This window comes from Streptomyces sp. BYX5S, assembly GCF_054724165.1.
The window spans coordinates 3,694,046-3,706,357 of sequence record NZ_CM138829.1 but is presented as its reverse complement, the minus strand read 5'-3'; the positions used below and the strand labels follow the sequence as shown (position 1 = coordinate 3,706,357).

At 72.4% G+C, this 12,312-nt stretch carries 14 protein-coding genes; 7 read left to right on the top strand and 7 right to left on the bottom strand.

Translation table 11 applies throughout. From position 1 onward, the window contains the following. Window positions 1-46 precede the first annotated feature (46 nt). The 3 genes from ACYBSK_RS16860 to ACYBSK_RS16850 form a co-directional block, all read right to left on the bottom strand. Complete coding sequence (locus ACYBSK_RS16860; RefSeq protein ID WP_460246674.1) at window positions 47-1,078, bottom strand: LacI family DNA-binding transcriptional regulator; 1,032 nt, start codon at window positions 1,076-1,078, stop codon at window positions 47-49. Window positions 1,079-1,126: 48 nt separating this feature from the next. Beyond that, window positions 1,127-2,275, bottom strand: a complete 1,149-nt coding sequence (locus ACYBSK_RS16855; RefSeq protein WP_460246673.1) for an LCP family protein — start codon at window positions 2,273-2,275, stop codon at window positions 1,127-1,129. A 76-nt stretch (window positions 2,276-2,351) separates the two neighbouring features. After that, entirely contained in the window at window positions 2,352-2,876 is a 525-nt protein-coding gene (locus ACYBSK_RS16850; protein WP_460247045.1) for a transglycosylase SLT domain-containing protein, read from the bottom strand. Between the two features lie 481 nt (window positions 2,877-3,357). Here ACYBSK_RS16850 and ACYBSK_RS16845 point away from each other — a divergent pair, with 481 nt between their 5' ends. Then, complete coding sequence (locus ACYBSK_RS16845) at window positions 3,358-4,776, top strand: FG-GAP-like repeat-containing protein (RefSeq protein ID WP_457481773.1); 1,419 nt, start codon at window positions 3,358-3,360, stop codon at window positions 4,774-4,776. A gap of 22 nt (window positions 4,777-4,798) precedes the next feature. On the opposite strand, the gene ACYBSK_RS16840 is transcribed toward ACYBSK_RS16845, so the two are convergent. Continuing rightward, window positions 4,799-5,980: an epoxide hydrolase family protein gene (locus ACYBSK_RS16840; protein WP_460246672.1), complete on the bottom strand. Its 1,182-nt coding sequence runs from the start codon at window positions 5,978-5,980 to the stop codon at window positions 4,799-4,801. Between the two features lie 82 nt (window positions 5,981-6,062). Between ACYBSK_RS16840 and ACYBSK_RS16835 the strand changes: the two genes are divergently transcribed. The 6 genes from ACYBSK_RS16835 (at window position 6,063) to ACYBSK_RS16810 (ending at window position 9,929) form a co-directional block, all read left to right on the top strand. Next, on the top strand, window positions 6,063-6,635 hold the full coding sequence (locus ACYBSK_RS16835; RefSeq protein ID WP_460246671.1) for a CGNR zinc finger domain-containing protein: 573 nt from the start codon (window positions 6,063-6,065) through the stop codon (window positions 6,633-6,635). A 52-nt stretch (window positions 6,636-6,687) separates the two neighbouring features. Then, window positions 6,688-7,644, top strand: a complete 957-nt coding sequence (locus tag ACYBSK_RS16830; protein ID WP_460246670.1) for a GlxA family transcriptional regulator — start codon at window positions 6,688-6,690, stop codon at window positions 7,642-7,644. Between the two features lie 109 nt (window positions 7,645-7,753). Then, window positions 7,754-8,752 carry a type I glyceraldehyde-3-phosphate dehydrogenase gene (gene gap, locus ACYBSK_RS16825; protein WP_460246669.1) on the top strand — a complete coding sequence of 333 codons (999 nt, stop codon included), beginning with the start codon at window positions 7,754-7,756 and terminating at the stop codon, window positions 8,750-8,752. 204 nt (window positions 8,753-8,956) lie between these two features. Then, complete coding sequence (locus tag ACYBSK_RS16820; protein WP_457481772.1) at window positions 8,957-9,328, top strand: phage holin family protein; 372 nt, start codon at window positions 8,957-8,959, stop codon at window positions 9,326-9,328. Continuing rightward, on the top strand, window positions 9,325-9,666 hold the full coding sequence (locus ACYBSK_RS16815; RefSeq protein ID WP_460246668.1) for a DUF3618 domain-containing protein: 342 nt from the start codon (window positions 9,325-9,327) through the stop codon (window positions 9,664-9,666). Before ACYBSK_RS16820 ends, ACYBSK_RS16815 begins: the two co-directional genes overlap by 4 nt. Then, complete coding sequence (locus ACYBSK_RS16810) at window positions 9,663-9,929, top strand: DUF4235 domain-containing protein (protein ID WP_457477905.1); 267 nt, start codon at window positions 9,663-9,665, stop codon at window positions 9,927-9,929. The genes ACYBSK_RS16815 and ACYBSK_RS16810 overlap by 4 nt, the downstream gene beginning before the upstream one ends. Before the next feature lie 23 nt (window positions 9,930-9,952). Here ACYBSK_RS16810 and ppk2 read toward each other — a convergent pair whose 3' ends face one another. From ppk2 to ACYBSK_RS16795, 3 genes are read right to left on the bottom strand one after another with little or no spacing between them, the layout of a single operon-like run. Continuing rightward, a complete protein-coding gene (gene ppk2, locus ACYBSK_RS16805) occupies window positions 9,953-10,747 on the bottom strand; it encodes a polyphosphate kinase 2 (RefSeq protein WP_460247044.1) in 795 nt (264 codons plus the stop codon). 60 nt (window positions 10,748-10,807) lie between these two features. Beyond that, window positions 10,808-11,662, bottom strand: a complete 855-nt coding sequence (locus tag ACYBSK_RS16800; RefSeq protein WP_460246667.1) for an alpha/beta fold hydrolase — start codon at window positions 11,660-11,662, stop codon at window positions 10,808-10,810. Window positions 11,663-11,714: 52 nt separating this feature from the next. Then, entirely contained in the window at window positions 11,715-12,236 is a 522-nt protein-coding gene (locus ACYBSK_RS16795) for a winged helix-turn-helix domain-containing protein (RefSeq protein ID WP_460246666.1), read from the bottom strand. Between the last annotated feature and the right edge of the window lie 76 nt (window positions 12,237-12,312).

The window sequence follows — 12,312 nt, the reverse complement described above, 5'->3', positions numbered from 1 at the left end:
CGAGTCATCGCGGCAAAGGCGTCGAAAGAGTTTCGGGCACTGTGGGTCAGCGGTGGCGCGGCGGCGCCGTGCTCTGGCGGACGACCAGGCTCGTCGCCATTTCGAGCCGGGTCGCCCCGTCCTCCCCCGCGCGCAGCCGGAGCAGCATCTGCGCGGCGCCCTCGGCCATCTGACGCAGCGGCTGGTGCACCGTCGTCAGGGCGGGACTGACCCACTGGGCCAGCGGTACGTCGTCGTAGCCCACCACGGACAGGTCGTCCGGGACGCGCAGGTCGCGCAGCCGGGCCGCGTCCAGGACGCCGAGTGCCTGGAGGTCGCTGCCCGCGAAGACGGCGGTCGGCGGGTCGGCGAGGTCGAGGAGCTCGGCGGCGCGCTCGCGTCCGCCCTCCACGTGGAAGTCCCCGAACCGCACGAGTTCGGGGTCCACCGGCAGTCCGGCCATGCTCAGCGCCGAGCGGTAGCCGTCGAGGCGGGCCAGCGAGCAGAGGATGTCCTCGGGCCCGGTGATGACACCGATGCGCCGGTGCCCGAGCTGGACGAGGTGCCGGGTGGCGGCGAGACCACCGTTCCAGTTCGCCGAGCCGACCGAGGGGACGTCCGGGTCGGGATCGCCCGCAGGGTCGATGACCACGAACGGGATGGAGCGCGACCGCAGTTGCTGCTTGACCTCGGCGGGCAGCGTCGAGAAGACCAGCACCACGCCGAGCGGTCTGCGTTGCAGCACTCCCTCGATCCATTCGGGCCCCGGCGCCTGGCGCGTACCGCTCTCCGTCAGCACCACGCTGGCGCCGGCGGCCTTGGCGACCTTCTCCACTCCGCGGATGAGTTCCAGGGCCCAGACGCTCTCCAACTCGTGGAAGACGAGCTCGATCAGCGGCGCCTCGTGGGCGACCCGGGTGGTGCGGCGGTAGGCGTGCGCGTCCAGGAGGCGCTCCACCTTGTCACGGGTGGGCGCCGCGACGTCCTGCCGCCCGTTGAGCACCTTCGAAACCGTCGAAATGGAGACCCCGGCCTGCTGAGCCACCTGCGCCAGGGTGACCCGGCCGACGTACGCGTCCTCTCGCATGCCCGGGAGCATAGGCGATGCCGAAAGGGTTTCGAAGGGGGCGGCGAAGGCGGGGAGTCGTCAGGTCGCCGAGCCCGGCACCACGGGCGAGTCGGTGCGGTCGCCCACGGATCCGCGCGTCGCGTCCTCGGGCACCGGCCGGTCGTGGCGCAGCGCCTGCCACACGCGGTGGGAGGCCTTGTCGAGGGGCAGGACGCGGCCCGCGTCCCGGGCGTCGTAGGTGACGGGTAGCGTGACCATGGTGGTGCGGTCGGGGCTGATGCCCTTCAACTCCTTTGCGAGGCCGAGGAGTTCGTCGGCGGACGCGAGCTCGGAGTCCGCGCTGATGCTCTTCGTCGCCGTGTCGGCCAGCGCGTAGGACTTGCTCGGGCTGCCGAGCGGGTCGACGGTGTCGGCGCGGTGGATCAGGGCCTTGATGAACGCCTGCTGGAGCTGGATGCGGCCGAGGTCGCTGCCGTCGCCGACGGCGTGCCGGGTGCGGACGAGCGCCAGCGCGTCCTCGCCCTTCAGGCGGTGCTTGCCTGCGTCGAGGGAGAGGCCGCTGCCGCTGTCGTGGATGGCGTCGCGGGTGGTGATGTCCACGCCGCCGAGCTCGTCGATCAGCTTCTGGAAGCCCTTGAAGTCGACTTCGAGGTAGTGGTCCATGCGCACGCCCGACATCTTCTCCACCGTCTTCATGGTGCAGGCCGGGCCGCCCAGCGCGTACGAGGAGTTGAAGACCGCCTTGTGGGCCGCCCGCACGGCGCCGTGCGACGTCTTGCAGGTGGGGCGGTCGACCTCGGTGTCGCGCGGGATGCTGACGACCGAGGCCTTTTTGTGTGTCTTGTCGACGTGCAGGACCATCGCCGTGTCGGCGCGGGCGCCGAGGACGCCGCTGCCGTACTCGCCGTGGGTTCCGGCGCGGGAGTCGGAGCCGAGCAGGAGGATGTTCATCGCGCCGCCGCGCTGTTCGCCGGGCCGGTCGCTGCCGAGGGCCGCGTCGACGTCCGTTCCCTTGATGTTGCCGTTGAGGTGCTGCCAGGCGTAGGCCGCACCGCCGCCGCCGATGAGGGTCAGGCCGAGGGCTCCGCCCGCCATCCAGCGCAGGGCGCGCTTGCGTTTGCGGTGCCGGGAGCGGCGCAGCTTGGCGGGGCCGTAGGCGGGCACCACGGGCGCCGCGGGCTCGTCGGCCGGGCGCGCCGGGTGCGCGTTCCCGCTCTCGTGCGACATGGGGAGGGCTTCCTCACTGCTGGGTGCTGCTGGGTACTGCTGGGTGCTGCGTGTTCGGTGCTCGCCCGCGGGCGGCTCAGTAGGCCGAGTCGACGTTGTCGATGGAGCCGTAGCGGTCGGCCGCGTAGTTCGCGGCGGCGGTGATGTTGGCGACGGGGTCCGTGATGTCGTTCGACGTGCCCGAGACGTGGTACGCGTCGAAGGTCGGCTGGATCACCTGGAGCAGGCCCTTGGACGGGACGCCGTTCTGGGCGTTGACGTCCCAGCCGTTCTCGGCGTTCGGGTTGCCGGAGGACTCGCGCATGATGTTGCGGTGCAGCCCGTCGTAGGAGCCGGGGATGCCCTTCGCCTTCATGATGTCGAGGGACTCGCGGATCCAGCCGTCGAGGTTGTCGGCGTACGTCTTGGCGGGCGCCGCGGTCTTCTCGGCGGGCGCGGCGGCCTTGGCGGGAGCGGTGTGCTCGGCCGCCTGCGCCGGCGAGGAGGGCACCAGGGTGAGGGCCATCGCGGCGGCGCCCGCCGTGGCGATTCCGGCGACGGAGATCCTGCGCATGCGGTCGGTGCGGTTGTCGGCGCGCGTCGGCATCGGGGCAAAGGGCATCAGCATGAGGGGGTGCCTCTCCAACGGGGTGGTGCACGAAGTGCGTCGTGCGGCGCGAGCCGGGGCCGGTGTGTTCCGGCCGCTCCCGGCTGCTCGGGACTCAGTCAGGGTTAGCGGGGCGCCGTGGGTGGACGCAAAGGTGTGACCTACTACCCCGACGCGGAGAACCGGCAGATCGGACAGTTCGGGCGGCCCTCGGACGGCGGCCCGGCACGCCGAGCGCGCTTACTACCGTCCTTAGCATGTGCCGTGGCTCATATGGGTGGGCTCACAGCCGAGGCCCCGGCCGGAGCGCTCGAAGCGGGCGGCACGGGCCGGTCCGGTCGGGCGATGGCCCGCGTTCACATGTCGTCCACCCCGGCGTGGGCAACCCGTCACCCGTCCCAGAGGTCTGCTGTGATGACGCTGCGCCGTGTCCCGCACGGAACACGGCGCGCACGGGCACCACCACGACAGGACCACGGGAGTGTGTGTGAACGGCATGAGACGGCAACGGATGCTCGCGGCGTGCGCGACGGCGCTGACGGTGACGGGAGGGGTGCTGGTGGCGGCGCCCGCGTACGGACAGACCGAGGTCCGGGCCGAGGCCTCCCGGCCGGGCGACTTCGACGGCGACGGCTTCGGGGACCTTGCGGTCGGCGCTCCCGAGGGGACGATCGCCGGGTACGCGAAGGCGGGCTACGTCTCGGTGGCGTACGGCACCGCGCAGGGTGTGCGCACCACCCGCCACAAGGGCATCACCCAGCGCACCGCGGGCATCCCGGGCACCCCGGAGGCGGGTGACCGGTTCGGTTCGGCGACGGCCGTCGGGGACGTGGACGGCGACGGGTACGCGGACCTGGTGATCGGAGCGGGCGGGGAGGCGATCGGCTCGGTGAAGGGGGCCGGTTCGGTCACCGTGGTCTTCGGGGCTCGGGGCGGGCTGAGCGCGGACGCGATCGCCTTCCACGCGCCCACACCGACGGCCCGTCAGGCCTTCGGCGACAAGCTGGCCGTCGGGGACTTCGACCACGACGGCCGCGCCGACATCGCGGTCGCGGCCGGGACGAAGGTGCACGTGGTGAAGGGCGCGGCCAAGCTGCGGGACACCGCGACGCCGGCCGTCAAGTCCCTCACCCCGCCCGGCGGCGGAGCGGGAACGGGGCGGATCGCGGCGGCCGACGTCAACGGCGACGGCTTCAGCGACCTCGCCACCGTCGCCTACGTCGACGACCCGGCGGACGAGGGCACGCTCGGCGTGCTGGCCGGTTCGGCGGGCGGCCTCACGGGCGCGACGCTCGGGAAGACGGGCCTGCCGTTCGCGGGCTACAGCGTCGTCGCCGGTGACGTCACCGGCGACGGCAAGGCCGACATCGTCGTGGACACCACCGCCGAGGACGGTCCGGACGACTTCCTGATGCGCATGTTCCCGGGCACCGCCGCGGGGATGGGCGCGGGTGTCGCGTACGGCGGCCAGGCGCGGCCCGGCCGGGCCGGTGTCCTCGCCGACCTCGACGGCGACGGTCACGCCGACCTCGTGACCGCCGACACCACCGCCACCGACCCGGACGGCTTCAACAACGCGGGTGCGGTGACGGTGGTGCCCGGCGCCGACGCGGGTCTCGACGCGGACGGCGCGCGCACCCTCACCCTGGCCACGCCCGGTGTGACCGGTGCGAGCGAGGGCAACGACCTGTTCGGCTCGGCGGTGGCCGCGGGCGACTACGACGGGGACGGCAGGGCGGATCTCTCGGTGGGCGCGCCCGGCAAGTACCTGGGCACCGGCGCGGTCAGTGTCATCCCCGGCTCGGCGGACGGGCCGACCGGTACGGGTTCGATCCTGTTCAACCCGGAGGACCTGGGCCACCCGGCGGCCAAGGCCCGCTTCGGCTCGGCGCTCGGCGCGACGGACCGGGGCTGAGCGCCGCGGCCACGGTCGCCGCTCACCGCGGTCGGCGAGCGGCGGCCAGCACCGCTGCGAGGCCCTCGCGCAGGTCCTCGACGAAGTAGTCGGGGACCTCCAACGACGGGAAGTGTCCGCCGCGTTCGGGCGTGTTCCAGCGGACGATGCGGCGGTACCGCCGCTGCGCCCAGGGGCGCGGGCACTTCTCGACGTCGCGGGGGTACCCGGTGATCGCCGACGGGACGTCGACCCTGAGGTCGGGGTCGAGCGCGTTGTGGCTCTCGTAGTAGATGCGGGCCGCCGAGGCGCCGGTCCGCGTCAACCAGTACAGGGTGACGTTGTCGAGAACGCGGTCCTTGGACATCGTCTCGAACGGGCTGTCCTCGGTGTCGGACCACTCGGCGAACTTGTCGAGGATCCAGGCGAGCAGGCCGACCGGTGAGTCGACGAGCGCGTAGCCGATGGTCTGCGGTCGGCTCGCCTGCTGCTTCGCGTACGCCGCGCGGCGGCTCCAGAAGTCGCGGGTCTCCTCGGCCCATGCGCGCTCGACGGCCGTCAGCCCGTCCGTCGTCAGTCCGGGCGGGCCCTCCGCGAACGTGGTGTGGATGCCGATGACCTGCTCCGGGAACCGGCCGCCGAGGACCGTCGTGATGTTGCCGCCCCAGTCGCCGCCGTGGGCCACGAACCTCGTGTAGCCGAGGCGGCCCATCAGTTCCACCCAGGCGGCCGCGATCCTCTCGGTGCCCCAGCCGGTGGTGGCAGGGCGGTCGCTGTATCCGAAGCCGGGCAGCGACGGGACCACGACGTGGAACGCCGGGGCGTCCGCGTCCTTCGGCTCGGCCAGTGCGTCCACGACGTCGACGAACCGGGCGACGCTGTCCGGCCAGCCGTGTGTCATGAGCAGCGGCGTGGCGTCCGCACGCGGGGAGCGGCGGTGCAGGAAGTGGATGCCGAGTCCGCCGACGGTCGTGCGGAACTGGCCGATCCGGTGGAGCCGGTCCTCGAACGCCCGCCAGTCGTAGGCGGTGCGCCAGTAGTGCACGAGGTCGACGAGGTCGGCGAGCGGTACGCCCTGTTCCCACCGGCGCGGTCCCGGTGGGACCCCCCTGACCGTCTCGGCCTCCGGCAGGCGCGCCGCGGCCAGGCGCGCGCGCAGTTCGTCGAGGTCGGCGTCGGTCGCGCGGGCTTCGAACGCCCGCACATCACTGGTCGAGGTGGTCATACGGCCTCCTGATCACGGCGGAACCGGCTAAGACGGTTCTAGCAGCCCGGCGAGCCGTGTCGCAACCGGCTAAGGTGGTTCCATGCGTGCTGCCTTCCCTGACTTCCGCCTCGGCAAGGTGCTGGCGACGAGCTTCACGGGGACCCTGTCGGAGCGCCACGGAGAGCCCGTGGAGCGCATTCCGACGCCTCAGCGGCTCCTCGACTGGCTCGCGGTGTACGACCTCGCCGTGGACTCCTGCACCACCGCCCAGCTCGGTCTCGCCCAGGAGCTGCGGGAGGCGATCCACGCCGTCGCGACCGCGGCCGCGCTCCAGGCCCCGCTCCCCGCGCCCGCCGTCCAGGTCATCAATGACCACAGCGCTGAGGGACGGGCCGCGGCAGCGCTGACGCCCGAGGGCACGCGGCGATGGCGGCTCGGCGCGTCCCGTGTGGAGGACGCGCTCAGCGTGATCGCCGCCGACGCGATCGACGTGCTCTCGGGCGAGCGGGACGGAAAGTTGGCCCTGTGCGCGTCGCCGACCTGCCGGGCCGCGTTCTTCGACACCAGCCAGAGCCGCACCCGCAAGTGGTGCGACATGAACACGTGCGGGAACCGCCAGAAGAAGGCGCGCTTCCACGCCGGCCGGCGCGAGCACGCCGATTCGGCCGGGTAACTGGCCGCCCCGGCGCACCGGATCGCCGTCGCCGCGCGATTAACCTCCTCCTGTGCCCGCCTCTCCTCAGCATCGCGTCGCCGTCCTCGTACTGGAGGGCGCGAAGCCGCTCGACGTCGGCATCCCCGCCCAGGTCTTCACGACGCGCGCGAGCATGCCGTACGAGGTGCGGGTGTGCGGAGCGACCTCCGGGCTCGTGACCGGCGGCGACGGTCTCGCGTACCACGTCGAGCACGGGCTGGACGCCCTCGCGTGGGCGGACATCGTGTTCGTGCCGGGCTACCGGTTCCCGGACCGGGAGGACCCGCCCGCGGACGTGATCGACGCGCTGGTCGCCGCCCACGACCGGGGCGCGCGGCTGGCCGCGATCTCGACGGGGGCGTTCGCGCTCGCCGCGACGGGTCTGCTCGACGGCAGGCGGGCCACGACGCACTGGCACTACACGCGGGCGCTCGCGGCGCGGTATCCGGACGTCCGGGTCGACGAGAACGTGCTGTTCGTCGACGAGGGCAGCGTGCTCACCTCGGCGGGCGCCGCGTCCGGCATCGACCTGTGCCTGCACATCCTGCGCGGCGACCTCGGGGTGGCCGCGTCCAATCATGCCGCCCGACGGCTCGTCGCGGCGCCCTACCGCAGCGGCGGCCAGGCCCAGTACGTGCCGCGCAGCGTTCCCGAACCGCTGGGCGAGCGGTTCGCCGCGACGCGCGAGTGGGCGCTGTACCGGCTCGGCGAACCCCTCACCCTCGACATCCTGGCGCGGCAGGCGGGGGTGTCGCCGCGCACGTTCTCCCGGCGCTTCGTCGAGGAGACGGGCTGCACCCCTATGCAGTGGGTGATGCGCGCCCGTATCGACCTGGCCCGTGAACTGCTGGAACGCTCGGAGCGCAGCGTGGAACAGATCGCCGGGGACGTCGGGCTCGGCACGGGGGCGAACCTGCGCCTGCACTTCCAGCGCATCCTCGGCACCACCCCGAGCGAGTACCGCCGCACCTTCACCCGCGGCGAGTGATCCGGCCCTCGACGCGCCTGGCGGGATCCTTTTGAACAGTGGCGATCCCGCCACTGTCAGGAGCGTCGCCGAAGGACGAGCCTGGTGGTGAACGGAAGGGACACCATTCATGACTCGCATCGCCATCAACGGATTCGGCCGCATCGGACGCAACGTGCTGCGCGCGCTGCTGGAGCGCGACAGCGCCCTGGAGGTCGTCGCCGTGAACGACCTGACCGAACCCGCCGCGCTCGCCCGGCTGCTCGCCTTCGACAGCACGGCCGGACGCCTCGGCCGCCCGGTGACCGCCGAAGGGGACACGCTCGTCGTCGACGGCCGGCGGATCAAGGTGCTGGCCGAGCGCGAACCGGAGCGGCTGCCGTGGGCCGAACTCGACGTGGACCTCGTCCTGGAGGCCACCGGCCGCTTCACCTCCGCCAAGGCCGCCCGCGCCCACCTCGACGCGGGCGCCCGCAAGGTCCTCGTCAGCGCCCCCTCGGACGGCGCCGACGTCACCCTCGCGTACGGGGTCAACACCGACGCCTACGACCCGGCCGTGCACACCATCGTCTCGAACGCCTCGTGCACCACGAACGCGCTCGCGCCGCTGGCCTCCGTCCTCGACGAACTCGCCGGTATCGAGCACGGGTTCATGACCACGGTGCACGCCTACACGCAGGAACAGAACCTTCAGGACGGGCCGCACCGCGACGCGCGGCGCGCCCGCGCCGCCGGGGTCAACATCGTGCCGACGACGACCGGCGCCGCCAAGGCGATCGGGCTGGTGCTGCCGAACCTCGACGGCAAGCTGTCCGGCGACTCGATCCGCGTACCCGTGCCGGTCGGTTCGATCGTCGAGCTGAACACGACCGTCGCCCGTGACGTGACGCGCGAGGACGTGCTCGCCGCGTACCGCGCCGCGGCCGAGGGTCCGCTCGCCGGTGTCCTCGAGTACTCCGAGGACCCGCTGGTGTCGTCCGACATCACCGGCAACCCCGCGTCGTCGATCTTCGACTCGGCCCTCACCCGCGTCGACGGCCGGCACATCAAGGTCGTCGCCTGGTACGACAACGAGTGGGGCTTCTCGAACCGGGTCATCGACACGCTCGAACTCCTCGCCGCCGGCTGACCGGCCCGCCTCTCCCCCGGCCCCGGGAGTCCGTCACACGGACTCCCGGGGTTCTCCATGTCCCGCGCGTCTTGCATCGTCCCGGGCCGGGTACCCGGGCGAGGACCCTGCTCTCACGACACATGGACAGGTAGGTGAGACGAGATGAGCGCCACAGAACAACGACAAGCCACAGAACAACATCAACGCGGGGCCGAGGCGTCGATGGGGGAACTGGTTCAGCGGGCTTCGCAGCAGCTGTCCGATCTGGTCCGTGCGGAGATGCAGCTCGCGCAGCGGGAGATGGCGCAGAAGGGCAAGCGTTTCAGCACCGGCGGCGGACTGTTCGGCGGTGCCGGACTGGTCGGGATCCTGGCGTTGCAGGCGCTGGTGGTGACCGCGATCGCCGCGCTGTCGCTCGTCCTTGAGGTGTGGGTGTCCGCGCTGATCGTCACCGGTGTGCTCGCCGTGATCGCCGCCGTGATGGCCGCCCTGGGCAAGAAGCAGTTCGGCAAGGCGTCCCCGCCGATGCCGGAACAGGCGGTGAACAGCGTCAAGACCGACGTGGCCGAGATCAAGGAGAGGGCACACCGATGAGTGAGCAGTCCCCCGACAAGGGGAACGCGGCCGACCCGCAGGACCTGCGCAGGCAGATCGACCACACCCGCGAGGAACTGGGCCGCACCGTCGAGCAGTTGGCCGCCAAGGCGGACGTGAAGGCCAACGCCCAGCGGCGGGCGGCGGAGCTCAAGGAACAGGCCCGCGAGCGGGCCACGCACGTCACGCACCTGGTGAAGGACAAAACTCCCGCACCCGTGCGGGAGAAGGCCGGCCAGGCGGCGGGGGTGAGATGGGACAAGCGCGGTCCGCTGCTCGCCGTGTCGACGACGCTGCTGGTGTTCTGGCTGGTCCAGCGTTTGTGGAGGCGCCGATGAACACCGTGAAGATCGCGTACAAGCCGGTCGGTCTCGCCCTGGGCGCGGTCAGCGGCATGATGGCGGGGATCGCCTTCGACCAGACGTGGAAGCTGCTCGGGCACCAGGACGACGCCCCCGACGCCACCGACGAGCACCGCAGCTGGCAGGAGGTGCTGATCGCCTCGGCCCTGCACGGGGCGATCTTCGCCGTGGTGAAGGCCGCCGTCGACCGTGGGGGCGCGACCGCCACCCGGAGCCTGACCGGCACCTGGCCGGACTGACCGGCGGGCCGCGGCCGTTGCGGTCAGTCCGGGCGCACGCCCGCCGCGTGATCGGGGACGTAGGTCTGCAGATCGCGCGGCGGCCGCCGGTAGCCGGTCGTGGGCGGCCGGGCGGGCAGTTCGACCGCGGGTGGCGGCACATCGTGGTACGGCACCGTGCTCAGCAGGTGCGCGATCATGTTGAGGCGCGCACTGCGCTTGTCGTCGCTCTCCACGAGGTACCAGGGCGACTCCTGTACGTCCGTGTGCACCAGCATCTCGTCCTTGGCCCGCGAGTACGCCTCCCAGCGGGTGATCGACTCGACGTCCAGCGGCGACAACTTCCAGCGCCGCGTGGGGTCTTCGAGGCGGCGCCGGAACCGCCGCTCCTGAACGGCGTCGCTCACCGAGAACCAGTACTTGCGCAGCAGGATGCCGTCCTCCACCAGCAGCCGCTCGAAGATCGGGCACTGGTGCAGGAAGCGCCGGTGCTCGGCCGGGGTGCAGAATCCCATCACGTGCTCGACACCGGCCCGGTTGTACCAGCTGCGGTCGAACAGCACGATCTCACCCGCCGCGGGAAGGTGCTCCACGTACCGCTGGAAGTACCACTGCGTCCGCTCGCGCTCGGTGGGCGCGGGCAGGGCCACGATGCGTGCGACCCGCGGGTTGAGGTGCTCGGCGACCCGCTTGATGGTGCCGCCCTTGCCCGCCGCGTCCCGTCCCTCGAAGACCACGACGAGCCGGGCGCCCTCGGCCCGCACCCACTCCTGGAGTCTCACCAGCTCCGTCTGCAAACGGTACAACTCCCGTTCGTACAAAGCCTTGTTCACCGGCAGCCCCCTCGCCTCGGGCGGACCCGTCCAGGAGCGACCTTACGGAGCGGCTGCCGCGCGGGGTCAACCGTTCCGCACCGGTCGGTGCCGGGAACCCCTGGGAGCGAGGAAGCGGGCGATCTCCGCGGCCACCTCGTCGGGTACGAGCGACGGCGCGAAGTGCATCTGGCCGGGGAACGTCACGCGGGTGACGTCGGGCAGCGCGGCGGCCAGCGCGTCGAGCACGGCCGGCATCGGCTGCCAGGTGTCGGCGCCTCCCATCAGCAGCGTGGGCACGGTGACGGCGGACCAGCGCGCCACGTCCACCGGCTCGGCGATCAGCGATTCGATGTCGCGGCACCAGCCGGGCGCGTCGTCCGGCTCGTCCTCGGCGGGTTCGCCCGCGTCCATGAGGTCGAGGAGCGCGGCCGGGACGCGGGCCACCTTCTCGGCCAGCAGGCGTTCGGCCCGCCGCCGGTCGCCGCGCCCCGAGAGTTCCTCGAACTCGGCTTGTACGGGGACCAGTTCGGCGCCCGCCGCGAACAGCGGCGGCTCCCACAGCACCAGCGAGCGGATCGGCAGCTGTGCGGCGGCGGCGTGCAGGGCCACGGTCGCTCCGTAGGACATGCCGACCAGGTCCACCGGGGCGCCGATCCTTGTGATCAGCGCCCCGAGGTCCGCCACCTCGTCGGCGAAGCGCTTCGGCGAGCGACCCGGCCCGCTCGGGGTGTACCCCCGGCGGGCCGGTGTCCACAACGCGTAGCGGTCGGCGAGGAGTTCGGCCACCGGCTCCCAGGAGTGCAGCCCACCGCCGGAGCCGTGGACCATCACGACCGGCGGCCCGGAGCCGCGCTGTCGGTACGTGAGGAGGGTCCCGTCGGAGGACTCCCACGACTCGAAGGGCCCGTAGGGCTCGGGCGTTTCGCTCTGACTCGGCATGCCCGGACCGTCGCACGGTCCGCGCGGACCGGTCCACCGGTTTTCCGCGCGTCTACCGGTGGGAGAGCGCGGCGGCCTTCGTGCTCGCGAACCAGCGGCCGTCCTCGGCCTGTTCGGCGAGGGCGCCGTCGGCGAGCTTCTTCAGGTGCCGGGCCACCGTGCGCGGCGTCCAGCCGACCTCTTCGCAGAGCTGCTCCAGCGTCAGCCCGTGCGCGGCCCCTGCCAGCCGGTCCAGCGTCAGCCGGGTGTTCTTGGCGAGGTTCGCGACGCCCTGGGCCTGCTCCGGACTCGGCTCAGCCACCGTGTCCTTGGGCGCGGGCGCGGGTGTCGATACGGGTGCCGGCGCCGATGCCGGCGCGGGGGTGGGCGCCGGGAAGCGCAGGCGTCCGTAGCCGAGCCTGTCCAGTACGCGGTCCAGGTCCGGGCCGCTCCCCTGACCGGGCACCACCGCCGCGGCCGTCGGCGTCGCGCCCGGCTCCACGGCCGCTTCGCGCCGCGTCACCGGCCTCGGGGTGCGGTTGACCGTACGGTGCCGACGCCCCTTCTTCTTGGTCCTGTTGGTCCTGCTGCTCATCCGTCGCCTCCTCGAACACGTTGATCATGGTCACGTGTTTCAACGACGGACCGGCCGCAAAGACGCGCAGTTGACG

Coding starts and splice junctions, on each gene's coding strand:
- ACYBSK_RS16860 (WP_460246674.1), bottom strand. CDS start 1,078: ATGCTCCCGGGCATGCGAGAGGACGCGTACGTCGGCCGGGTCACCCTG.
- ACYBSK_RS16855 (WP_460246673.1), bottom strand. CDS start 2,275: ATGTCGCACGAGAGCGGGAACGCGCACCCGGCGCGCCCGGCCGACGAG.
- ACYBSK_RS16850 (WP_460247045.1), bottom strand. CDS start 2,876: ATGCCCTTTGCCCCGATGCCGACGCGCGCCGACAACCGCACCGACCGC.
- ACYBSK_RS16845 (WP_457481773.1), top strand. CDS start 3,358: ATGAGACGGCAACGGATGCTCGCGGCGTGCGCGACGGCGCTGACGGTG.
- ACYBSK_RS16840 (WP_460246672.1), bottom strand. CDS start 5,980: ATGACCACCTCGACCAGTGATGTGCGGGCGTTCGAAGCCCGCGCGACC.
- ACYBSK_RS16835 (WP_460246671.1), top strand. CDS start 6,063: ATGCGTGCTGCCTTCCCTGACTTCCGCCTCGGCAAGGTGCTGGCGACG.
- gap (WP_460246669.1), top strand. CDS start 7,754: ATGACTCGCATCGCCATCAACGGATTCGGCCGCATCGGACGCAACGTG.
- ACYBSK_RS16820 (WP_457481772.1), top strand. CDS start 8,957: ATGGGGGAACTGGTTCAGCGGGCTTCGCAGCAGCTGTCCGATCTGGTC.
- ACYBSK_RS16815 (WP_460246668.1), top strand. CDS start 9,325: ATGAGTGAGCAGTCCCCCGACAAGGGGAACGCGGCCGACCCGCAGGAC.
- ACYBSK_RS16810 (WP_457477905.1), top strand. CDS start 9,663: ATGAACACCGTGAAGATCGCGTACAAGCCGGTCGGTCTCGCCCTGGGC.
- ACYBSK_RS16800 (WP_460246667.1), bottom strand. CDS start 11,662: ATGCCGAGTCAGAGCGAAACGCCCGAGCCCTACGGGCCCTTCGAGTCG.
- ACYBSK_RS16795 (WP_460246666.1), bottom strand. CDS start 12,236: ATGAGCAGCAGGACCAACAGGACCAAGAAGAAGGGGCGTCGGCACCGT.